The organism is Streptomyces sp. NBC_00726 (assembly GCF_045161735.1).
GTDB lineage: Bacteria > Actinomycetota > Actinomycetes > Streptomycetales > Streptomycetaceae > Streptomyces.
Window position 1 is genome coordinate 192,660 of sequence record NZ_CP108983.1, and the last position, 21,546, is coordinate 214,205.

Genomic DNA, 21,546 nt, shown 5'->3' on the forward strand with positions numbered 1-21,546 from the left:
CGGGGCCGTATGCCTCAGACGAGCGCCGGGGCGGTGTCGGGGACGGTTTCCTCGATACCGGCCGGGACCGGCTCGGGGATCTCCGCGACCGCGGCCGGCGGACGGCGGAACTCGCGGACGCCGGGCAGCGGCGGCAGCGGCACCAGCTCGATGTGCTGCGGCTCCTGGGCGTACCGGGTGAACCAGACGACCTTGCCTTCGGCGGTCCGGCAGGTGCCCCAGCTGTCGCTGAGGGCCATGACCCGGCTCAGCCCGCCGCCCTCGTGGAGCAGCCGCGGCATCTCGGAGCCGTTGTCGGCGACGGAGACCGTGAGGTGCCGTCCGGACCACCGGAGTTCGACGACGCAGCGGCTGTCGTCACCGACATGCCGGTGGACATTGGTCAGCAGCTCCTCCACGGCACGGCACACGGGCCGTACGTGGAGTTCGAGACTCCAGTGGCGCAGGTGGGCCGCGACTATGCGTCGCAGCTGGTCCACACGCTCTGCGGAAACCTGGAGTTCGACCAGATAGTGCCGGTCGAGTGGAACGGTCATCGTCGAGGCTCCTCACATCGAGGCCCACGACTTCGCCTCGTTGAACCAACGACCCCCGAATACGAAGAGTGAGCAGATGTCTCTTCTGGGTCACTCCACAGGGTGACCCCGCTGGGCCGGTCGCGCAACATATCGGGCCGCGTACCCGGGGTGACCGGCGCTTTCGCGTCAGGCCAGATGGGTGAGCACCCGGTCGGGTGTGAGGGGCAGGGTGCGCAGCCGGACTCCGGTCGCGTGCCGGAAGGCGTTCCCCACCGCCGCGGCGGCGCCGACGATGCCGATCTCGCCGATGCCCTTGCTGCCCATGGGGTTGAGGTGGGGGTCGTCCTCCTCGATCCAGTGCGCGTCGACGGCGGTCACATCGGCGCATACCGGGACGTGGTAGGAGGCGAGGTCGCACGCGGTGAAGTCGCCGTGGACCGGGTCCATGGCGGAGCCCTCGGTGAGCGCCATCCCGATGCCCATGGTCATGCCGCCGATGAACTGGGAGCGCGCGGTGCGGGGGTTGAGGATGCGGCCGGCCGCGAAGACGCCGAGCATCCGGCGCACCCGGACCTCGCCGGTGCGGGTGTCGACGGCGACCTCGGCGAAGTGCGCCCCGAAGGCGTGCCGGGCGTACGGGGATGTCCCGGCGGTCTCCGCGGTGGTGTCGGCGGTGACGGTCACCCCTCCGGCGGGCGGCGGTCCGCCGCGTGCGGCGAGCTCCGCCGCGAGCCCGGCGGCGGCCTTGTGCACGGCCCAGCCCCAGGAGGCGGTACCGGAGGAGCCGCCGGCCACCGGGGCGTCGGGCAGGTCGCTGTCGCCGATGTCGACGGCCACGTCGTCCAGCGGTGCGCCCAGCGCCTCGGCGGCGATCTGCGCGAGGACGGTACGGGCGCCGGTGCCGATGTCCGTGGCGTCGACGGCGATCCGGTAGGTGCCGCCGGGGGCCGCGTGCGCGGTGGCGTGGGCGGCGCCGACGTAGACGGGGTACGTGGCCGAGGCGACGCCCGTGCCGAGCAGCAGGGCGCCCTCGCGGCGGACGCCGGGGGCGGGGTCGCGGTCCTGCCAGCCGAAGCGTGCGGCACCCTCGCGCAGACAGGCGGCCAGGCCCCGGCTGCTGAAGGGCTTGCCGGAGTCGGGTTCGTCGGCCGGGTCGTTGCGCAGCCGCAGTTCGACGGGGTCGACGCCGGTTTCCGCCGCGAGTTCGTCCATGGCGGATTCGAGGGCGTACATGCCGGGGGCCTCGCCCGGGGCGCGCATCCACGACGGGCTGGGCACGTCGAGGGCGGCGACCCGGTGCGTGGTGCGGCTGTGCGGTGAGCCGTACATGACGCGGGCGGGGACGGCGGCCTGCTCCACGAACTCCTTGATCCGGGAGGTGTGGGTGATGATCTCCTGGGCGACCGAGGTGAGGGTGCCGTCGGCGGACGCGCCGAGCCTGACGCGCTGCACGGTGGGCGCCCGGTGTCCGGCGAGCGCGGGCAGCTGCCGCCTGGGCAGGGCGAGTTCGACGGGGTGGCCGGTGTGCAGGGCGGCCATCGCCGCGAGCACCGACTGCGGGCGCGGGGTGCCCTTGGAGCCGAAGCCGCCGCCGACGTGCTCGGAGACGGCGGTGACCCGGCCGGTCCCGATGCCGAAGGCGGCGGCGAGGCTGTCGCGCACCTTGGTGGCGCCCTGGCTGGAGTCGTACACGGTGAGGTGCCCGTCCGGCGACCAGTGGGCGGTCGAGGCGTGCGGCTCCATGGGGTGGTTGTGCAGCGCCTCCAGGGTGTACGTGGCGTCCACGCGTACCGGCGACGCCTCGAAGGCCCGGTCGAAGTCGCCGCGTTCGCGCACGGCCGGGTAGCCGCCGTTGGCCTGTTCCGGGGTGTAGAGGCCCGCGTGGTCCTCGGTGAGCACGACGTCGTGCGGGGCCGTCTCGTAGGTGATGTGCAGGGCGGCGGCGCCGGCCCGGGCGCTCGCGAGGCTGTCGGCGACGACGAGCGCGACGGGCCAGCCGCGGTGGGGCACCCGGTCGTCCTGGAGGACGGCGAGGATCGGGTCGTCCGGTTCGGCCAGGCGCGGCGCGTTGTCGTGGGTGAGGACGCTGTGGACGCCGGGGTGGGCTAGGGCGTCGACGGTGCGGACGGCGGTGACCCGGCCGGCCGGCACGGTGGCGGGCACCGGCCAGGCGTACAGGCAGCCGGGCAGGCCGCGTTCGGCGGCGTAGCGCGCGGCGCCGGTCACCTTGGCGCGGCCCTCGCGGCGGACGGCGGGTGCGCCGAGCGGCTGGCGGGCGTGGCTCATGACGGTCCTCGGCTCTTCAGGTGCGGGCGGTGAGTTCGGCGAGGGCGTCGACGGCCAGATGCCGGGCGAGGCGGACCTTGAACGCGTTGTCGCGCAGCGGGCGGGCCCCGGCCAGCTCGGCGTCGGCGGCGCGGAGGAAGGCCGCGTCGGTGGCGGGTGCGCCGCGCAGGATCTCCTCGGCTGCGCGGGCCCGCCAGGGGCGGTGGGCGAGCCCGCCGAACGCGAGCGCCGCGTGCTCGACGCGCCCGTCGCGCACCCGCAGGACGGCGGCGACGGAAGCCAGCGCGAAGGCGTACGAGGCGCGGTCGCGGGCCTTGCGGTAGAGGCAGACCGTGCCGTCGGCCAGGGGTGGCAGCAGCACGTCGGTGACGAGTTCGCCGGGTCGGACGACCGTGTCGGCGTCGGGGTTGTCGCCGGGCAGCCGGTGGAAGCCGGTGACCGGGACGGTCCGTTCGCCCTCCGGCCCGTGCAGCACGACGTCCGCGTCGAGTGCGGCGAGGGCGACGGCCATGTCGGAGGGGTGGGTGGCGACGCACTCCTCGGAGTGCCCGATGACGGCGAGGTCGCGGTGGGCGCCCTCGCGGGCGGGGCAGCCGGTGCCGGGTTCGCGCTTGTTGCAGGGCTTGGACGTGTCCTGGAAGTAGGGGCAGCGGGTGCGCTGGAGGAGGTTGCCGCCGGTGGTGGCGATGTTGCGGAGCTGCCCGGAGGCGCCGGCCAGCAGGGCCTGTGACAGGGCGGGGTAGCGGGTGCGTACGGCGGGGTGGGCGGCCAGGTCGCTGTTGCGCACGGTGGCGCCGATGCGCAGGCCCCCGTCGGCGGTGTCCGTGATCCGGTCCAGCGGCAGCCGGCTGACGTCGACCAGCATGCCGGGGGTCTCCACACCGAGCTTCATCAGGTCGACCAGGTTGGTGCCGCCGCCGAGGAACTTGGCGCCCGGGTGGGCGGCGCAGGCGCGCACCGCGTCGGTGACGGTCTCGGCGCGCAGATAGGCGAAGGGTTTCACGACGCCACGTCCTCGACGGCCTCGACGATGCGCGGGTAGGCGCCGCACCGGCAGAGGTTGCCGCTCATCCGCTCCCGGATCTCCGCCGGGCCGAGCCGGGCGGGGGCGGCGACGGGTGCGTCGTGCGGGGTGACGTGCGAGGGGTGGCCCTGGGCGGCCTCGGCGAGGACGCCGGCGGCGGAGCAGAGCTGGCCGGGTGTGCAGTAACCGCACTGGAGGGCGTCGCGGTCCAGGAACGCCTCCTGGAGGGGGTGCAGCCGGTCGCCGTCCGCCAGGCCCTCGACCGTGGTGACGCGCGCGCCGTCGTGGGCGACGGCCAGCAGCAGGCAGCTGTTGGCGCGGCGGCCGTCCACGAGGACGGTGCAGGCGCCGCACTGGCCGTGGTCGCAGCCTTTCTTCGCCCCGGTGAGGTCCAGGTGGTGGCGCAGGGCGTCCAGCAGGGTGGTGCGGTGGTCGAGGGTGACGGTGCGCTCGGTGCCGTTGATGTGCAGGGTCAGAGTGGCGGAGGGGAGGTCGCCGGGTGCCGGCGATGCGGCGGCGCCGTCCTCCCAGGAACTGGCCGGGTCCACGCGCGGCACCTTTCCACGAAGTCACTTTGTCCGATTTCTACCAGATGTGGACGGTGACTCGGGTCGCTCACGGGCCCCGCACGGGGCGTTCGGCCTACTTGCTCCCCGGCTTGTTCTCCAGACGCAGCCGCACTTCCTCCTCCTGGTCCCCCGACACCGTGCCCACCACGTGTACGGCGAAGGCGTCGGCCAGCCCGCCCCTGAGCCGGTCCACCGCGTGGTAGCCGCCCTGCACATCGAGCGTGACGGGGACGCCGAGGGCCACGGACCCGGAGACCACCCGGGCCTCGGACACGTCGACGGTCGCGGCCCACGCCGTGGGCCGCCTGCCCGCGGTCTCGTGGGGCACGTCGACGGAGGCGCGGTCGGTGGTGAAGGCGGCCCTCAGCACGTCGAAGACGGTGCGCGCGTCCTCCTCCGGGCACTCGCTGAGGACGACCGAAACCTCCTGGTCGTGATGGTCCTCCGTGGCCTGTCGCTTGTCCTGTGCGCTGTTCACCGCGGCTCCTTCCGAAGGGGCATTGCCGTCACTACCAGGCTGACCCCGTGCGCGACCGGCGGCGACAGGAGCGGCCCGGACTCCCCCGCGTGCCCGGCGTTGCCGGGGCTCACACCCGTGAAACATTTTCGGCACCTATATCCACTTAAAACATGAATTCGATCGCCGTACCGAGTGGCGGCTGTGTCCCGGGGTATCCGGCAAGCATGGACGTTTCGGATGGAGCCCTGAATTCCCTGGCGGTCACCCTCGCGGACGGACGCGGCGCGACGGGCGTCGTGATGGGCGTGATCGGCGTGCTCCTGGTGATCATGCTGATCGGTGCTTTCCTGCTGGGCAAGCGACGGCACGACCAGGAGCTGCCCCCGCCCCGGCCGGACGAGCAGCCGGTCGGCCCCGAGCACCGCAGCCACGAGGAGAAACCGGACATCCACGGCGACGACCGCTTCCCGGCGGACGGCCGGGGCCTGTCCCCGTACGAGCTGGGTGAGCACGGCAACGAGCCGATCCGCCACGAGGACGACGACAAGCGCGACTGAGCGGCCCCGCCCAGGGGGCGCGGAGGCGGGCGGCGGCGTCGCGTTTGCGGGAGCGGCCGTCCCCGGCGAGGCTTGGTGACGGTCCCGAAGCCCGTCGGCACATCTGCCGCACCCCCCATGAAGGCAGTGGCACCATGACCCCAAGCACCTCCGGTACGGCGCCCGCGCGTGCGGCCCTGACCGGGTCCGCCGCGCCCTGCTGGGTCAATCTGATGACCCGCGATCTGGAGTCCGCCCAGAAGTTCTACGGCCCGGTGCTGGGCTGGAGCTTCCGCCCGGGCCGGCTCGGCGACGACTTCTCGGTGGCCCGCCGCGGCGATGTGCCGGTCGCCGGCATCGGGGCCGTGGCCACCGCCTTCCGGGTCGCGGTCGCCTGGACGCCCTACTTCGCCGTGCGGGACGCCGATGTGGCCGCCGCCCGCATCCGGGAGCGCAGCGGCACGGTGGCGGTGGGGCCGCTGACGCTCGGCAAGGGGCGCGGCGCGCTGGCCGCCGACCGGGACGGGGCCGGGTTCGGCATCTGGGAGCGGACCGCGCCGGCCACGTCCCCGCCCGCCCCGGACGGCCACGCGCACGCCTGGCTGCGGCTGCGCACCCGGAGCGCCTTCGACGCCGCGATCTTCTACGGCGAGGTGCTGGACTGGGCGAGCGGGCAGCCGGGGGCCTGCGAGGTGTCGTACGCGAAGGACGAGGTGATCGTCCAGTGCGGGGGCCGTCAGCTGGCCCGGATCAGCTCCGGCGCGGTCGAGGCCGCCCCCGATCCGCTGGTCCGCCCGCACTGGCAGGTCAACTTCCCGGTGGACGACGTGGCCCAAGCCGTGGAGCGGGCCCGCGGGCGCGGGGGCTCCCTGGTGGAGGAGGTGTCGCACCCCGAGGGCCGGGAGGCGACGCTGCTGGACCCGGACGGCGGGCTCTTCACCGTCACGGACGTCCACCGGGCGTCGGTCGCCTGAGCGGCCCGGCTCAGGCGACCGGCAGGAGCAGTTCGGGCCGGTCCCACAGCACCGCCGGCGGTGCGGCGCGCACGGTGCCGGTCCGTTCGGCGCCCATGGTCAGGTAGAAGCCCTCCGCCGGCGGATGCGAGACGACCCGGACGCCGGGCAGCCCCCGCGCCTCCGCCTCCGCCCGCAGGTGGCCGATGAGCAGCCGCCCGGTGCCGGTGCCCTGGGCGTCGTCCGCGACGAAGAGCAGGTCCAGCTCGGGCGGGTCCAGGACGAGCGCGTAGAAGCCGAGCACCCGGTCCGTCGCCTCCTGCACGGCCACGAAGACCTCATGGGCCTCGATGTAGTCGGGACCCACCCGGTATCCGGCGACCATCGGCGCGTAGGGGCCCTCGTAGGCGCGCGAGGACCGGACCAGCCGGGTGAGCCGCCTGGCGTCGCGCGCGGTCGCCCGCCGGACGCGGACCGGGCCGCCGGATGCCCGGCGGCCCGTCGGCGTAACGCTTGATCTCATGGGGCGAGTATTACGCATCCCCCGCGGGGGACGGCCCCGGGCCCTTCAGGAGGCGGCGCGGCCGGTGCGCCACTCCGCCACCAGGGCGTCCACGTCGAACGGGCGCAGGTTGAGCAGCGGGCCCGGCGGCGGCCTGCGGACGGCCGCGCGGATCTTGTCGTTCACCTCGTCCAGCACCCGGCGGACCTCCGCCTCGGTCCGGATCTCCGGCAGCCCGGCGACGACGTCCTCGGCCTCCTTGCGCAGCGCCAGGGCCGGCGGGAGCACCGACACGCCTTCGCGCTGCATCTTCGACTTGATCCACCACGCCTCGTCGTACGGAGCGCTCAGCGCCTCGATCGGCTTCCCGAACCCGGGCAGCCCGGAGACGTCGCCCTTCCGTTCGGACTCCCGGATCTGCTGGTCCACCCATGATTCGAAACTGACACCCGCGGGTTTGCGCTCGGTCACCGTGATCCCCTCTCGGAGTACGCCTGTTGCGGCGCCCTCCACCCTACCGACGGGGCGTTCGGGGCCGGCGGCGAGCTACTGGCCGGTGTAGACGACCAGTTCGCCGCGCAGCCGGCGCAGCGTCGGGCCGGGCACGCGCAGGCAGTCGCGTACATAGCCGTCCAGACCGCCCCAGCGCTCGTCCATCGCGGCCAGGGCCGTTTCGAGGTAGCGGGGCCGGACCTCGATGATCGCCGAGGCGATCGCCGGGTCGCCGCCGGCGTCCAGGAAGCCCTGCACGTAAGGCCGTCCGACGACCCGCAGCACCGGGTTCACGGCAAGGAACTCCTGCCGCACGGCATCGCGCGAGGCGCCGAGGATCAGGAGGAGCAGGGCGGCTCCCCAGCCGGCCCGGTCCTTGCCGGTGGCGCAGTGGAAGAGCACCGGGCGCGCGGCGGGGTCGGCGGCCGTGTCGATGAAGGCGCGGTACGCGGCCGCGGCCCCCGGTGAGAGCACCAGCTGCCGGTACGACCGCGCGACCGCCTCCTCCGCCTTGCCGTCGCCCAGCAGCCGTTCGGCCTCGACGGGGTCGGCGAGCAGCGCGCGGAACCGGGCGGGGGTCACGCCGGGGTGGTCGCCCAGCACATCGGCGACGAAGAGCCTGGCCCCGGGCGGCAGGGAGTCGGGGGCCGAGCCCCGCTCGTCGGCGGTCCGCAGGTCGACGACCGTACGGATGCCGAGCGCGGCGACGGCCGCCGCGTCCACCGGGTCGAGGCCGCCGAGCCGGCCGGAGCGCAGCACCGCGCCCGGCCGGACCTGCCGGCCCGGGCCCAGTGTGATGCCGCCGAGATCGCGCAGATTGAGGGCGGAGAAGGTCGGGACGGCCCTGACGGTTTGCACGATGGATTTCCCCTTTTCCCGGCGCGCATCCGAAATGATTTCGGCCTGGCCGGATCAAAAGTCGCATGATGTCGTCACATCGACAAAGTAAAACGCCGGAGATCATCGAACGGCCACGCGCCGCCGTCCTGCGGGCAGGCGGAAGCGGGGTTACGGGGCAGGCGCCCCGTAACCCCGCACTCACCCGGCCAGCAATCGCGCCTTCTGGGCCTCGAATTCGGCCTCGGTCAGGATGCCCTGCCGCTTCAGCGCGGCGAGCCGTTCCAGCTGCCCGATCAGGTCCTCGCCGGGCGCGGCGGCAGGCTGCGGGGCGGCCGGCGCCGGTTCCTGCCGGGCGGCCTCCTGTTCGGCGAACCTGGCCTGCTGGCGCTGCTGGACCCGCCCGCTGACGGCGGAAGCGGTGCCGGCGACGACGGCGGTGCGCGCGGCGGCCCCGATGAGGCCGGGTCCGCGGCGGTTCATTCCGGGTCCTCGGAAGATCGGCATGGCGTGTTCCCCTTCCGGTGCGGGCGTCAGCCGGTGTGGCCGGCGGCGGACGCGGCGGCTTCCGCGACCTCGGCGGGAATCCGTTCGTGGGCGATGACCTGGCCGCCCGAGGCGCGGACGGCCTCGGCCAGCGGGGCGGCCCACAGGTCCTCCCACACGATCAACGCGGCGGAGCTCCCCGGCGGCACGCGCTCGCCGAGCAGCCGGATGTCCTCGCTGCTCAGCATGCCGCTCACCTCGCCGTCGACCGGCTCGAAGGAGACCAGGTCGTCGGGGTCGAGATCGTCCAGCTCGACGGCCTGGACCGTGCCGTCCTCGGATCGCTGCACGAACGTCAGGTCCAGGATGCGCACCGCCTTCGAGGCGACCGCGTCGGCCAGCGCGGGCGCGATGGCGCCGGTGAACCGGCTGCCGGGAAACGCGACGACGAGGTATTCCACGGGTCCCACGGTCACGGGTGCGTCCTCTCCGCATGAATGGATTGGCAGCAGCATAACTTCGGGCATTACCTACCGCACCGCGACAAAACCCCACGTAACCGAGACTCACGGCTACGCGACCGTACGTAAAGGATCAAGTGCGCTGGGGGAGGGCAAGGTCACAGGCCGACGCACTGCTCCTCCCCCGGGAGCTGCCCTAGCATCTGGGCCATGACGGTCCAGCCTGCTGACGGGCTTCCGCTGGCCGCCGGATTCCCCGACCCCGCCCATGAGCAGTGGCAGAGCCTTGTCGAAGGCGTGCTGCGCAAATCGGGCAAGGACGTGTCGGGACCGGCCGCCGAGGAAGCACTGTCCACCACGGTGGAGGACGGGCTCATCACCCGGCCCCTCTACACCTCGCGCGACGACGCGCCCGATGCCGGTCTCCCGGGCTTCGCCCCGTTCACCCGCGGCAGCAAGCCCGAAGGGTGTACGGCGGGCGGCTGGGGCGTACGTCAGCGGCACGCGTTCACCGACCCCGCCCGGCTCAACGAGGCCGTGCTCGCGGACCTGGAGAACGGCGTCACCTCGCTGTGGCTGGCCGTCGGGGGCAGCGACGGCGTGCCGGTCCCCGGCCTGGACTGGGCCCTCGACGGCGTCCTGCTGGACCTGGCGCCGATCGTCCTGGACGCGGGCGCGGAACTGGACGCGGCGGCCGCCGAGTTGCTGCGGCTGCACGCGGAGCGCGGTGTCCCGGCCGCGGAGGTGCGGGGCAGTCTCGGCGCCGATCCGCTGGGGCGGGCCGCGCGCGAGGGCACCGAGCCGGACCTGACGGAGGCCGTCCGCTGGGCGCGGCGCTGCGCCGAGGAGTACCCGGGGCTGCGCGCGGTCGTCGTGGACGCGATGCCGTATCACGAGGCGGGCGGTTCGGCGGCCGAGGAGCTGGGCGCCTCGCTGGCCACCGGCGTCGCCTATCTGCGGGCGCTGACCGGGGCCGGGCTCGATGTCGAAGCGGCGTGCGGGCAGCTGGAGTTCCGGTACGCGGCGACCGCCGACCAGTTCCTGACGATCGCCAAGCTGCGGGCGGCGCGCCGGCTGTGGGCGCGGGTCGCCGAGGTCTGCGGGGCTCCCGGCGCCGGGGCGCAGCGGCAGCACGCGGTGACGTCGCCGGTCATGATGACGCGGCGCGATCCGTGGGTGAACATGCTGCGGACCACCCTGGCGAGCCTCGGCGCGGGCGTCGGCGGGGCGGACGCGGTGACCGTGCTGCCGTTCGATCACGCGCTGGGCCTGCCCGACGCGTTCGCCCGGCGCATCGCGCGTAACACCTCCACGATCCTGCTTGAGGAGTCGCACCTGGCCCGGGTCATCGACCCGGCGGGCGGTTCCTGGTACGTGGAGCGGCTGACCGGCGAACTCGCGGAGGCCGCCTGGGCGTTCTTCCAGGAGATCGAGCGGGCGGGCGGCCAGGCCGCCGCCCTGGGCTCGGGGCTGGTCGCGGAGCGGATCGCGGCGACCTGGGCGGCGCGCGGCAAGGACCTGGCGCGGCGCAAGGAGCCGGTGACCGGGGTGAGCGAATTCCCGCTGCTGGCCGAGCGCCCGGTGGAGCGCGAGCCGTTCCCGGCGGCCCCGAAGCGCGGCGGCCTTCCGGTCGTCCGGCGCGACGAGGCGTTCGAGGCGCTGCGGGCCCGCTCGGACGCCCGTCTCGCGGCGACCGGGAGCCGGCCGCGCGTGTTCATCGCCGCGCTGGGCCCGGCGGCGGTCCACACCGCGCGGGTCTCCTTCGCCGCGAACCTGTTCCAGGCGGGCGGCGTCGAGCCGGTGCACGAGCCGGTGCGGGTGGACGCGTCGTCGGTGGCGGAGGCGTTCGCCGCCTCGGGGGCGGACGTGGCGTGCCTGTGCTCCAGCGACGCGCTCTACGCCGAACAGGCGGCGGAGGTCGCCGCGGCGCTGGTCGCGGCGGGCGCGCGGCGCGTGTATCTGGCGGGGCGGCCGGGCGCGTACGACGGTGTGGACGAGTACGTCTTCGCCGGCTGCGACGCGGTGGCCGTGCTCTCTTCCCTTCTCGACCGGATGGGTGTGGCGTAATGCGTATCCCCGACTTCTCCGACATCGGGCTCGGGCCGGACGGCTCCCCCGAGGTCACCGAGGACCAGTGGCGCGCCGCGGTCAAGGAGTCCTCCGGCAGCTCGGCGGGCGATCTGCTGTGGGAGACCCCGGAGGGCATCGCGGTCAAGCCGCTGTACACCGGGCGCGACCTGGAGGGCCTGGACTTCCTCGGCACATACCCGGGGATCGCGCCGTATCTGCGCGGCCCGTACCCGACGATGTACGTCAACCAGCCCTGGACGATCCGGCAGTACGCGGGTTTCTCCACCGCCGAGGAGTCCAACGCCTTCTACCGGCGCAACCTGGCGGCCGGGCAGAAGGGTCTGTCGGTCGCCTTCGACCTGCCGACGCACCGCGGTTACGACAGCGACCACCCCCGGGTGACGGGCGACGTCGGCATGGCCGGTGTGGCGATCGACTCGATCTACGACATGCGTCAGCTCTTCGACGGCATCCCGCTGGACCGGATGTCGGTGTCGATGACGATGAACGGCGCGGTGCTGCCGGTCCTCGCGCTGTACATCGTGGCCGCCGAGGAGCAGGGCGTACCGCCGGAAAAGCTGGCCGGGACCATTCAGAACGACATTCTGAAGGAGTTCATGGTCCGCAACACGTACATCTATCCGCCGAAGCCGTCGATGCGGATCATCTCCGACATCTTCTCGTTCACCTCGCGGAAGATGCCGCGCTACAACTCGATCTCCATCTCCGGCTACCACATCCAGGAGGCCGGGGCGACGGCCGATCTGGAGCTGGCGTACACCCTGGCGGACGGGGTGGAGTACCTGCGCGCCGGGCGGGACGCGGGGCTGGACGTCGACGCGTTCGCGCCCCGGCTGTCATTCTTCTGGGCGATCGGCATGAACTTCTTCATGGAGATCGCGAAGCTGCGCGCAGCCCGGCTCCTCTGGGCCAAGCTCGTACAGCAGTTCGAGCCGAAGAACGCCAAGTCGCTGTCGCTGCGCACCCACTCGCAGACCTCCGGCTGGTCGCTGACCGCGCAGGACGTGTTCAACAACGTCACGCGCACCTGCGTGGAGGCGATGGCCGCGACCCAGGGGCACACCCAGTCGCTGCACACCAACGCCCTGGACGAGGCGCTGGCCCTGCCCACCGACTTCTCCGCGCGCATCGCCCGCAACACCCAGCTGCTCCTCCAGCAGGAGTCCGGCACCGGGCGCGTCATCGACCCGTGGGGCGGCAGCGCGTACGTGGAGAAGCTGACGTACGACCTGGCGCGGCGGGCCTGGCAGCACATCGAGGAGGTCGAGGCCGCCGGCGGCATGGCCAAGGCCATCGACGCGGGCATCCCGAAGCTCCGCATCGAGGAGGCCGCCGCCCGCACCCAGGCCCGTATCGACTCCGGCCGCCAGCCGGTGATCGGGGTCAACAAGTACCGGGTCGAGACCGACGAGCAGATCGACGTGCTCAAGGTCGACAACTCCTCCGTGCGCGCCCAGCAGATCGAGAAGCTGCGCCGGCTGCGCGAGGAGCGCGACGAGCAGGCGTGCCAGGCCGCCCTGCGCGCGCTGACCGCGGCCGCCGAACGCGACCCGGGCCCCGGCCTGGACGGCAATCTGCTGGCCCTGGCCGTGGACGCGGCCCGTGCGATGGCGACCGTGGGCGAGATCTCGGACGCCCTGGAGAAGGTCTACGGCCGGCACGCGGGCCAGATCCGTACGATCTCCGGTGTGTACCGCAACGAGGCAGGGGAGTCGCCGTCCGTGGACCGCACCCGCGCACTGGTCGACGCGTTCGAGGAGGCCGAGGGCCGGCGTCCGCGCATCCTGGTCGCCAAGATGGGCCAGGACGGGCACGACCGCGGCCAGAAGGTCATCGCGACCGCCTTCGCCGACCTGGGCTTCGACGTGGACGTCGGCCCGCTGTTCCAGACGCCGGGCGAGGTCGCCCGGCAGGCGGTCGAGGCGGACGTGCACATCGTGGGCGTCTCGTCGCTGGCCGCCGGCCACCTCACGCTCGTCCCGGCGCTCCGCGAGGAGCTGGCCGCCGAGGGGCGCAAGGACATCATGATCGTGGTGGGCGGGGTGATTCCGCCGCAGGACGTGGACGCGCTCCTGGAGGCGGGCGCCGCGGCCGTGTTCCCGCCCGGGACGGTGATCCCGGAGGCGGCCCACGACCTGGTGACGCGGCTCGGGTCCGCGCTCGGCCACGAGCTGTGAGCCGCTGAGCGATGGCCCCGAGGATCGATCTCGACAGTTATGTGAAGGGCGTGCTCGACGGGAAGCGCGCGCACATCGCGCGCGCCATCACCCTGGTCGAGTCCACCCGCCCCGACCACCGGGCACTGGCGCAGGAGCTGCTGCGCCGGCTGCTGCCGCACTCGGGCCACGCCCGGCGCGTCGGCATCAGCGGGGTGCCCGGGGTCGGCAAGTCGACGTTCATCGACGCGCTCGGCACCCTGCTCACCGGGCTCGGGCACCGGGTCGCGGTGCTGGCGGTCGACCCCTCGTCCAGCCGGACGGGCGGTTCCATCCTGGGCGACAAGACCCGGATGGAACGGCTCGCGGTGGACCCGGACGCCTTCGTGCGCCCCTCCCCCACCGCCGGCACGCTGGGCGGAGTGGCGAAGGCGACCCGCGAGTCCATCGTGGTGATGGAGGCGGCGGGCTACGACGTGGTGCTGGTGGAGACCGTCGGGGTCGGCCAGTCGGAGACCGCGGTCGCCAACATGGTCGACACGTTCCTGCTGCTGACCCTGGCGCGCACCGGTGACCAGTTGCAGGGCATCAAGAAGGGCGTCCTGGAACTCGCGGACGCCATCGCCGTCAACAAGGCGGACGGCCCGCACGAGCGCGACGCGCGGGCCGCCGCCCGTGAACTGGCGGGCGCGCTGCGGCTGATGCACCCGGCGGACGCGGCGTGGACCCCGCCGGTCCTGACGTGCAGCGCCCGCGAGTCGACCGGTCTCGACACGCTGTGGGAGCGGCTGGAACAGCACCGGGCGCTCCTGGAGTCGACCGGCCGGCTCGCCGCCAAGCGCAGCGAGCAGCAGGTGGACTGGGCCTGGACGATGGTGCGCGACGAGCTCCTGGACAGCCTGCGCGGCCACCCCGGGGTGCGGGCGGTGGCGCCGGACCTGGAGCGCCGGGTGCGGGAGGGGACGCTCCCGGCGACGCTGGCCGCCGAGGAGATCCTGGCCGCGTTCCGGGGGCCGGGGCCGGCGGTCTGAGCGGCCGCCGCCCGCCGCGCCCGGTCACATCCGGGTGTGCAGGGCGGCGGTGTGCTTCCGGACCTGTTCCGGGGTCAGATAGCTGTCGGTGTATTCAAAGTCCCGCAGCGTCGCCGGCTTGCGCATCTGGAAGCCGGTGCGCACGAAGTCGTCCCCGGCGGCGGCGTTGATCAGCCAGTCCGCCATGACGCGGGCCTTGGCCACATGGGTGCGCAGCGCCGACCAGTGGTAGCCGCGCGCCACGGCCTGGGCGCTGATGCCGTGCATCTCGATGCCGAGCGGCTTGGACACGGCGTCCTTGCCGCCGAGGTCCACGACGAGCCCGAGGTCCTTGTGGACGTACGGCTGAAGCGGCCGGCCGCGCAGTTTCGCGAGGAGGTTGTCGGCGAGCCTGCGGCCCTGGCGCTGCGCGTGCTGCGCGGTGGGCGGGCAGACCGCGCCACCGCCCTTGGCCAGGTCGGGCACGGCGGCCACGTCGCCGAGCGCGAAGATGCCGTCGTGACCGGGCAGCACCATCTCGGGCGTGACGGCGAGCCGGCCCTTCACGGTCTCCGCGTCGAAGGTGCCGACCAGCGGGCTGGCGGCGACCCCGGCGGTCCAGATCAGCGTCCGGCAGGGCAGCACCCGGCCGTCGGTGAACGTCACGGTGTCGGGCCCGGCCTCGGCGACGGACACCCCGAGCGACACCTCGATGCCCCGGTCGCGCAGCACCTTCAGGGCGCTGGCGCCCAGCTTGTCGCCCAGCTCGGGCATGAGCTTCGGGGCGATGTCGATCAGATGCCACTTGACGAGCTTCGGGTCGAGGCGGGGGTAGTGCCGCAGCGCGCTGGTGGTGAGCCGCTGGAGGCAGGCCGCGGTCTCGGTGCCGGCGTACCCGCCGCCGACCACGACGAACTGGAGCCGGGAGGCCCGCTCCTCCTCGTCGTCGCTGGCGTCCGCGAGGTCGAGCTGAGCGATGACGTGGTCGCGTACGTAGGCGGCCTCGGCCAGTGTCTTCATGCCGCGGGCGTGGTCGAGGAGCCCGGGGATGTCGAAGGTCCGGGTGACGCTGCCGGGGCTGAGGACGAGATGGTCGTACCGTTCGTCGACGATCTCGTCGGTGATCTTGCGGACCACGCACACCTTCGCCGCGGGGTCCACGCCGATGGCCCCGCCGGGAATGATCCGGGTGCGGTGGCGGCTGCTGCGGCGCAGCGAGAGCGCGACGGACTGCGGGGTCAGCACCCCGGACGCCACCTGGGGCAGCAGGGGCAGGTAGAGCTGGTACGAGAACGGGGCGACGAGCGCGATGTCCGCTTCCCCCGGCCGCAGCCCCCGCTCCAGACGGCGTACGCACTCGACCCCGGCGAAACCGGCTCCGACTACGAGAATCCTGGGTCGTGCCACAGTGATCGTCCCTTCTGGGGGGTCTGCACGGTCGTCCGTTCGCCTGCCCCGTCACACGCGCCCGTCACCTCTCATCTTCACGACCGGGAGGCGAGTGCGCCTGCTGGGAAGGCAGAACGGACGACCGGGCCGGATCACCTGGCCAGGTAGGTGACCAGCCCGCAGGCGCCGCCCGCCGCGCCCGCGCAGACCACGGCGGCGGCGACACAGCGGGCCCGCAGCCTGCGGTAGCGCTCGGTGTACTCGCCGCGCAGTTGCAGAGCGCGGGCGGAGATGCGCGCCAGCACCGCCCGGGATTCGGCGGTCCGCTCGGCGGTGTAGACCCGCTCCACGTCCTCGCGCTGGGCGGTGGTGAGCCAGGGCAGCTGGTCGGTGAAGCGCCGGGCGAGCCCGTGGGCGCGCTCGACCTCGGCGTTCCACAGCAGGTAGCCCTCCAGCTGGGCCAGTCCCCGGGCGCTCTCGGCGTCCGGATCGGCCGGCGCCCGCCTCTCCTCGCCGCTCACTCGTGCTTGTCCCCCGGCGCCACCGTCACGGAGGTGTGCGGCCGGGTGGCGGCCTCCTCCAGTTCGCGCACGGCGGGGTGGTGGAGGTCGAAGGCCGGGGATTCGGAGCGGATACGGGGCAGGGTGACGAAGTTGTGCCGGGGCGGCGGGCAGGAGGTCGCCCACTCCAGCGAACGGCCGAAGCCCCACGGGTCGTCGGCCGTGACCTGCTTGCCGTACTTGGCGGTCTTCCAGACGTTGTACATGAAGGGCAGCATCGACAGGCCGAGCAGGAACGAGGAGATGGTCGAGATGGTGTTCAGCGCGGTGAAGCCGTCCGACGCGAGGTAGTCCGCGTACCGGCGGGGCATGCCCTCCGCGCCCAGCCAGTGCTGCACCAGGAACGTGCCGTGGAAGCCGGCGAACAGCATCCAGAAGGTCATCTTGCCGAGCCGCTCGTCCAGCATCTTGCCGGTGAACTTCGGCCACCAGAAGTGGAACCCGGCGAACATCGCGAAGACCACGGTGCCGAACACGACGTAATGGAAGTGCGCGACCACGAAGTACGAGTCGGAGACGTGGAAGTCGAGCGGCGGGGACGCCAGGATCACCCCGGTCAGTCCGCCGAAGAGGAATGTGACGAGGAAGCCGACCGACCAGAGCATCGGGGTCTCGAACGACAGCGAGCCCTTCCACATCGTGCCGATCCAGTTGAAGAACTTCACCCCGGTCGGCACCGCGATGAGGAACGTCATGAACGAGAAGAACGGCAGCAGCACCCCGCCGGTGACGTACATGTGGTGCGCCCACACCGTGATCGAGAGCCCGGCGATGGCGGTCGTCGCGGCCACCAGGCCGATGTAGCCGAAGATCGGCTTGCGGCTGAAGACCGGGATGATCTCGGAGACGATGCCGAAGAACGGCAGGGCGATGATGTACACCTCGGGATGGCCGAAGAACCAGAAGAGGTGCTGCCAGAGCAGCGCGCCGCCGTTGGACGCGTCGAAGACATGGGCGCCGAACTTTCGGTCCGCCTCCAGCGCCAGGAGGGCGCCGGCGAGCACCGGGAACGCCAGCAGCACCAGCACGGCGGTCAGCAGGACGTTCCAGACGAAGATCGGCATGCGGAACATCGTCATGCCGGGCGCGCGCATGCAGATGATCGTGGTGACGAAGTTGACCGAACCGAGGATCGTGCCGAAGCCGGAGAAGGCCAGGCCCATGATCCACAGGTCGCCGCCGATCCCGGGCGAGCGGACCACATCGGTCAGCGGCGAGTAGGCGAACCAGCCGAAGTCCGCGGCGCCGTTCGGGGTGAGGAAGCCGGCCACCGCGATGAGCGAGCCGAAGAGGTACAGCCAGTACGCGAACATGTTCAGCCGCGGGAACGCCACATCGGGTGCGCCGATCTGGAGCGGCATGATCCAGTTCGTGAATCCGGCGAACAGCGGCGTCGCGAACATCAGCAGCATGATCGTGCCGTGCATCGTGAACGCCTGGTTGAACTGTTCGTTCGACATGATCTGCATGCCCGGCCGGGCCAGCTCGGCCCGCATGAACAGGGCGAGCAGCCCGCCGCCGAGGAAGAACGCGAACGAGGTGACCAGGTAGAGGCTGCCGATCGTCTTGTGATCGGTGGTGGTCGCCCACCTGACGACGACGTTGCCGGGTTCCCGGCTGCGCACCGGCAGCTCGTTGGAGTACGCCTCCTCGTCCTCGGCCGTACCTGGTGTGCCCGTCGTCGTCACGGGGCCGCTCCTTCGCTTGTGCATGCGTGTTACCGGATGCAGCAAAGCAGCGAAGCGGGCCCGTCGCGCGGCCCGGCACCCGCCGGGCCGCGACATTCACCCGTCAGGGGGGTTACGCAACGCCGACGCCCCGGCGCGGCGGGAGCCGGCCGGGGCGTCGGGTGACCTTCGGTCAGGCGAGGCTCGCGATCGCCTGGTTGAACGTCGCGGACGGGCGCATGACGGCCGCGGCCCTGGCCGGGTCGGGCTGGTAGTAGCCGCCGATGTCGGCCGGCTTGCCCTGGACCGCGATCAGCTCGTCCACGATCGTCCGCTCCTGCTCGGACAGCGTCTTGGCGAGCGGGGCGAACGCGGCGGCCAGCTCGGCGTCGGCGGTCTGCTGCGCCAGCTCCTGGGCCCAGTACAGGGACAGGTAGAAGTGGCTGCCGCGGTTGTCGATGCCGCCGAGGCGACGGGACGGCGACTTGTCCTCGTTGAGGAACGTGGCCGTGGCCCGGTCCAGCGTGTCGGCGAGGACCTGGGCGCGGGCGTTGCCCGTGGTCTGCGCGAGGTGCTCGAAGCTGACGGCGAGGGCCAGGAACTCGCCCAGGCTGTCCCAGCGCAGGTAGTCCTCCTTGACGAGCTGCTGCACGTGCTTGGGCGCGGAGCCGCCGGCGCCCGTCTCGAAGAGGCCGCCGCCGTTCATCAGCGGGACGACGGAGAGCATCTTCGCGCTGGTGCCGAGCTCCAGGATGGGGAAGAGGTCCGTCAGGTAGTCGCGGAGCACGTTGCCGGTGACGGAGATGGTGTCCTCGCCGCGGCGGATGCGCTCCAGGGAGAAGGCGGTGGCCTGCTCCGGGGTCATGATTTCGATCTGGAGGCCCTCGGTGTCGTGCTCGGCGAGGTACGCCTTGACCTTCTCGATGAGCTGCGCGTCGTGCGCGCGGTCCGCGTCGAGCCAGAAGACGGCCGGGTTGCCGGTCGCGCGGGCGCGGGTGACGGCGAGCTTGACCCAGTCCTGGATCGGCAGGTCCTTGGTCTGGCACATGCGGAAGATGTCGCCGGCGCCGACGGCCTGCTCCAGCACGGCGTTGCCGGCGGCGTCCACGACGCGGACGGTGCCGGTGGCGGGGATCTCGAAGGTCTTGTCGTGGCTGCCGTACTCCTCGGCCTTCTGCGCCATGAGGCCGACGTTGGGCACGGAGCCCATCGTGGCCGGGTCGAAGGCGCCGTGGGCGCGGCAGTCGTCGATGACGACCTGGTAGACACCGGCGTAGCTGCTGTCCGGCAGGACGGCGATGGTGTCGGCCTCGTTGCCGTCCGGGCCCCACATGTGGCCGGAGGTGCGGATCATGGCGGGCATGGAGGCGTCCACGATGACGTCGCTGGGGACGTGCAGGTTGGTGATGCCCTTGTCGGAGTCGACCATGGCGAGGGCGGGGCCCTCGGCCAGCTCGGCCTCGAAGGACTCCTTGATCTTCGCGCCCTCGGGCAGGGCCTCCAGGCCCTTGAGGATGCCGCCCAGACCGTCGTTCGGGGTCAGGCCGGCCGCGGCGAGCGCGTCACCGTACTCGGCGAAGGTCTTCGGGAAGAAGGCGCGTACGACATGGCCGAAGATGATCGGGTCGGAGACCTTCATCATCGTGGCCTTGAGGTGCACGGAGAACAGGACGCCCTCGGCCTTGGCGCGGGCGATCTGGGCGGTGATGAACTCGCGCAGGGCGGCGACGCGCATGACGGACGCGTCCACGACCTCGCCCGCGAGGACCGGGACGGACTCGCGCAGGACGGTGGTGGTGCCGTCGTCGTCGGCGAGCTCGATGCGCAGGGTGCCGGGCTCGGCGATGACCGCGGACTTCTCGGTGGACCGGAAGTCGTCCACGCCCATGGTGGCGACGTTGGTCTTCGAGTCGGCGGTCCAGGCGCCCATCCGGTGCGGGTGGGTCTTGGCGTAGTTCTTGACCGACGCGGGGGCGCGGCGGTCGGAGTTGCCCTCGCGCAGGACCGGGTTGACGGCGCTGCCCTTGACCTTGTCGTAACGGGCGCGGACGTCCTTGTCCTCGTCGGTCTTCGGGTCGTCCGGGTAGTCCGGGAGGGCGTAGCCCTGGGCCTGGAGCTCGGCGATCGCGGCCTTCAGCTGCGGGATCGAGGCCGAGATGTTCGGCAGCTTGATGATGTTGGCGCCCGGCGTGGTGGCCAGCTCGCCGAGCTCGGCGAGCGCGTCGTCGATGCGCTGGTCCTCGCGAAGGCGCTCGGGGAAGCCGGCGATGATCCGGCCCGCCAGGGAGATGTCCCGGCTCTCGACGGTGACACCGGCCTTGGAGGCGTACGCCTCGATCACGGGCAGGAACGAATACGTCGCCAGGGCCGGGGCCTCGTCGGTGTGTGTATAGATGATGGTCGAGTCAGTCACCCTGTGCTCCGCTCCACGTCTGCAACATTGCTTGACATCAAGATATCTCGTGAGCGGCGCGGGCTCGACAGGGCCCTGCCCCACACCGGCCGGAACAGCGCTACGGGCGGCCTTCGGACGGAACCTCCTCGCCGGGCGGTACGGGGCCGGGCGGGGTGCCGTCGCCGAAGGGGCGGCCGCCGAGCTGTTCGCGGTGGTGCGGGGTCAGCCAGCCGGAGAGGTCGGGGCCCGCGGGCACGATGCCGGTGGGGTTGATGCCGGTGTGCACCCGGTAGTAGTGCTGCTTGATGTGGTGGAAGTCGACCGTGTCCCCGAATCCGGGGGTCTGGTAGAGGTCCCTGGCGTACGCCCACAGCACCGGGTCCTCGGAGAGTTTCCGGCGGTTGCACTTGAAGTGGCCGTGGTAGACGGGGTCGAAGCGGACCAGGGTGGTGAAGAACCGGATGTCGGCCTCGGTGATCGTGTCGCCGACGAGGTAGCGCCGGTCCGCGAGCCGGTCCGACGTCTGCTCCAGGCGGCGGAAGAGGGCTTCGTACGCCTCCTCGTAGGTGTCCTGGCCGTCCGCGAACCCGGCGCGGTACACCCCGTTGTTGACGTCCTGGTAGATGCCGTCCATGACCTCGTCGATCTCCGGGCGCAGCGGCTCGGGGTAGAGGTCGGGGGCGCCGGGCCGGTGCAGGGCGGTCCACTCGGTGGCGAGGTCCAGGGTGATCTGCTGGTAGTCGTTGGTGACCAGCCTGCCGCTGGGCACGTCCACGATCGCCGGGACGCTGACGCCGCCCGGGTAGTCGCGCTCGCGGGCGTCGTACGCCTCGCTGAGGTAGCGGATGCCGAGCACCGGGTCGCGGCCGTCCGGGTCGAGCGTGAAGCGCCAGCTGCGGTCGTCCTGGAGCGGGTCGGTGATGCCGAGCGAGAGCGCGTCCTCCAGGCCGAGCAGCCGGCGTGAGACCAGGGCGCGGCCGGCCCAGGGGCAGGCCCGGCTGACGACGAGCCGGTAGCGGCCCGCTTCGACGGGCCACCCGTCGCGGCCGTCGGCGGTGATGCGGTCCGCGAAGTGGCTGCGGGAGCGCTTGAAGGGTTTGTGTCCGTACGAGCTGTTGCCGTCGGTGCCGGCGGAGTCGTTCATCGCGTTCTCC

20 protein-coding genes are annotated in these 21,546 nt (G+C 72.5%); 5 read left to right on the top strand and 15 right to left on the bottom strand.

Features of this window, described 5'->3' with window-relative positions:
• Positions 1-14: 14 nt before the first annotated feature.
• The 5 genes from OG338_RS00825 to OG338_RS00845 all read right to left on the bottom strand — a co-directional run bounded on the left by OG338_RS00825 (position 15) and on the right by OG338_RS00845 (position 4,875).
• Positions 15-536, bottom strand: a complete 522-nt coding sequence (locus tag OG338_RS00825; protein ID WP_405935454.1) for an ATP-binding protein — start codon at positions 534-536, stop codon at positions 15-17.
• Between the two features lie 168 nt (positions 537-704).
• On the bottom strand, positions 705-2,804 hold the full coding sequence (locus tag OG338_RS00830) for a xanthine dehydrogenase family protein molybdopterin-binding subunit (RefSeq protein WP_405935455.1): 2,100 nt from the start codon (positions 2,802-2,804) through the stop codon (positions 705-707).
• Positions 2,805-2,820: 16 nt separating this feature from the next.
• Positions 2,821-3,807 (bottom strand): FAD binding domain-containing protein, encoded by a 987-nt coding sequence (locus OG338_RS00835; protein ID WP_405935456.1) that lies wholly within the window; start codon positions 3,805-3,807, stop codon positions 2,821-2,823.
• A complete protein-coding gene (locus tag OG338_RS00840; protein WP_405935457.1) occupies positions 3,804-4,376 on the bottom strand; it encodes a 2Fe-2S iron-sulfur cluster-binding protein in 573 nt (190 codons plus the stop codon). The genes OG338_RS00835 and OG338_RS00840 overlap by 4 nt, the downstream gene beginning before the upstream one ends.
• 94 nt (positions 4,377-4,470) lie before the next feature.
• Positions 4,471-4,875, bottom strand: coding sequence for a hypothetical protein (locus tag OG338_RS00845; RefSeq protein ID WP_405935458.1), 405 nt, complete (start codon positions 4,873-4,875; stop codon positions 4,471-4,473).
• Positions 4,876-5,081: 206 nt separating this feature from the next.
• Between OG338_RS00845 and OG338_RS00850 the strand changes: the two genes are divergently transcribed.
• Both OG338_RS00850 and OG338_RS00855 read left to right on the top strand, forming a co-directional pair.
• Complete coding sequence (locus tag OG338_RS00850) at positions 5,082-5,414, top strand: DUF6479 family protein (RefSeq protein WP_405935459.1); 333 nt, start codon at positions 5,082-5,084, stop codon at positions 5,412-5,414.
• A gap of 134 nt (positions 5,415-5,548) precedes the next feature.
• Complete coding sequence (locus OG338_RS00855; RefSeq protein ID WP_405935460.1) at positions 5,549-6,367, top strand: VOC family protein; 819 nt, start codon at positions 5,549-5,551, stop codon at positions 6,365-6,367.
• Positions 6,368-6,377: 10 nt separating this feature from the next.
• Here the strand turns inward: OG338_RS00855 and OG338_RS00860 are convergent, their stop codons facing one another.
• The 5 genes from OG338_RS00860 to OG338_RS00880 form a co-directional block, all read right to left on the bottom strand.
• Entirely contained in the window at positions 6,378-6,869 is a 492-nt protein-coding gene (locus OG338_RS00860) for a GNAT family N-acetyltransferase (protein ID WP_405935461.1), read from the bottom strand.
• Positions 6,870-6,914: 45 nt separating this feature from the next.
• Positions 6,915-7,319: a DUF1992 domain-containing protein gene (locus OG338_RS00865; RefSeq protein WP_405935462.1), complete on the bottom strand. Its 405-nt coding sequence runs from the start codon at positions 7,317-7,319 to the stop codon at positions 6,915-6,917.
• 75 nt (positions 7,320-7,394) lie between these two features.
• The gene (locus tag OG338_RS00870; RefSeq protein WP_405935463.1) at positions 7,395-8,198 is read right to left on the bottom strand and encodes a tyrosine-protein phosphatase; all 804 of its coding nucleotides are present in this window, start codon (positions 8,196-8,198) and stop codon (positions 7,395-7,397) included.
• A 180-nt stretch (positions 8,199-8,378) separates the two neighbouring features.
• Positions 8,379-8,660 (bottom strand): SHOCT domain-containing protein, encoded by a 282-nt coding sequence (locus OG338_RS00875; RefSeq protein ID WP_405935464.1) that lies wholly within the window; start codon positions 8,658-8,660, stop codon positions 8,379-8,381.
• Positions 8,661-8,710: 50 nt separating this feature from the next.
• Entirely contained in the window at positions 8,711-9,139 is a 429-nt protein-coding gene (locus tag OG338_RS00880) for a DUF6325 family protein (protein ID WP_405935465.1), read from the bottom strand.
• A gap of 195 nt (positions 9,140-9,334) precedes the next feature.
• Here OG338_RS00880 and mutA point away from each other — a divergent pair, with 195 nt between their 5' ends.
• From mutA to meaB, 3 genes are read left to right on the top strand one after another with little or no spacing between them, the layout of a single operon-like run.
• The gene (gene mutA, locus OG338_RS00885) at positions 9,335-11,191 is read left to right on the top strand and encodes a methylmalonyl-CoA mutase small subunit (protein ID WP_405935466.1); all 1,857 of its coding nucleotides are present in this window, start codon (positions 9,335-9,337) and stop codon (positions 11,189-11,191) included.
• Complete coding sequence (gene scpA, locus OG338_RS00890; protein WP_405935467.1) at positions 11,191-13,392, top strand: methylmalonyl-CoA mutase; 2,202 nt, start codon at positions 11,191-11,193, stop codon at positions 13,390-13,392. Before mutA ends, scpA begins: the two co-directional genes overlap by 1 nt.
• Before the next feature lie 11 nt (positions 13,393-13,403).
• Entirely contained in the window at positions 13,404-14,402 is a 999-nt protein-coding gene (meaB, locus tag OG338_RS00895) for a methylmalonyl Co-A mutase-associated GTPase MeaB (RefSeq protein WP_405935468.1), read from the top strand.
• 24 nt (positions 14,403-14,426) lie between these two features.
• Here meaB and OG338_RS00900 read toward each other — a convergent pair whose 3' ends face one another.
• The 5 genes from OG338_RS00900 to OG338_RS00920 all read right to left on the bottom strand — a co-directional run bounded on the left by OG338_RS00900 (position 14,427) and on the right by OG338_RS00920 (position 21,536).
• Entirely contained in the window at positions 14,427-15,788 is a 1,362-nt protein-coding gene (locus tag OG338_RS00900) for an NAD(P)/FAD-dependent oxidoreductase (protein ID WP_405935469.1), read from the bottom strand.
• Between the two features lie 134 nt (positions 15,789-15,922).
• The gene (locus tag OG338_RS00905) at positions 15,923-16,291 is read right to left on the bottom strand and encodes a hypothetical protein (RefSeq protein WP_405935470.1); all 369 of its coding nucleotides are present in this window, start codon (positions 16,289-16,291) and stop codon (positions 15,923-15,925) included.
• Positions 16,288-18,114 carry a cytochrome c oxidase subunit I gene (gene ctaD / locus OG338_RS00910; protein ID WP_405935471.1) on the bottom strand — a complete coding sequence of 609 codons (1,827 nt, stop codon included), beginning with the start codon at positions 18,112-18,114 and terminating at the stop codon, positions 16,288-16,290. The genes OG338_RS00905 and ctaD overlap by 4 nt, the downstream gene beginning before the upstream one ends.
• Positions 18,115-18,190: 76 nt before the next feature.
• Positions 18,191-20,410 carry an NADP-dependent isocitrate dehydrogenase gene (locus OG338_RS00915; RefSeq protein ID WP_405935472.1) on the bottom strand — a complete coding sequence of 740 codons (2,220 nt, stop codon included), beginning with the start codon at positions 20,408-20,410 and terminating at the stop codon, positions 18,191-18,193.
• A gap of 100 nt (positions 20,411-20,510) precedes the next feature.
• Positions 20,511-21,536 carry a glutathione S-transferase family protein gene (locus tag OG338_RS00920; protein WP_405935473.1) on the bottom strand — a complete coding sequence of 342 codons (1,026 nt, stop codon included), beginning with the start codon at positions 21,534-21,536 and terminating at the stop codon, positions 20,511-20,513.
• Positions 21,537-21,546 lie beyond the last annotated feature (10 nt).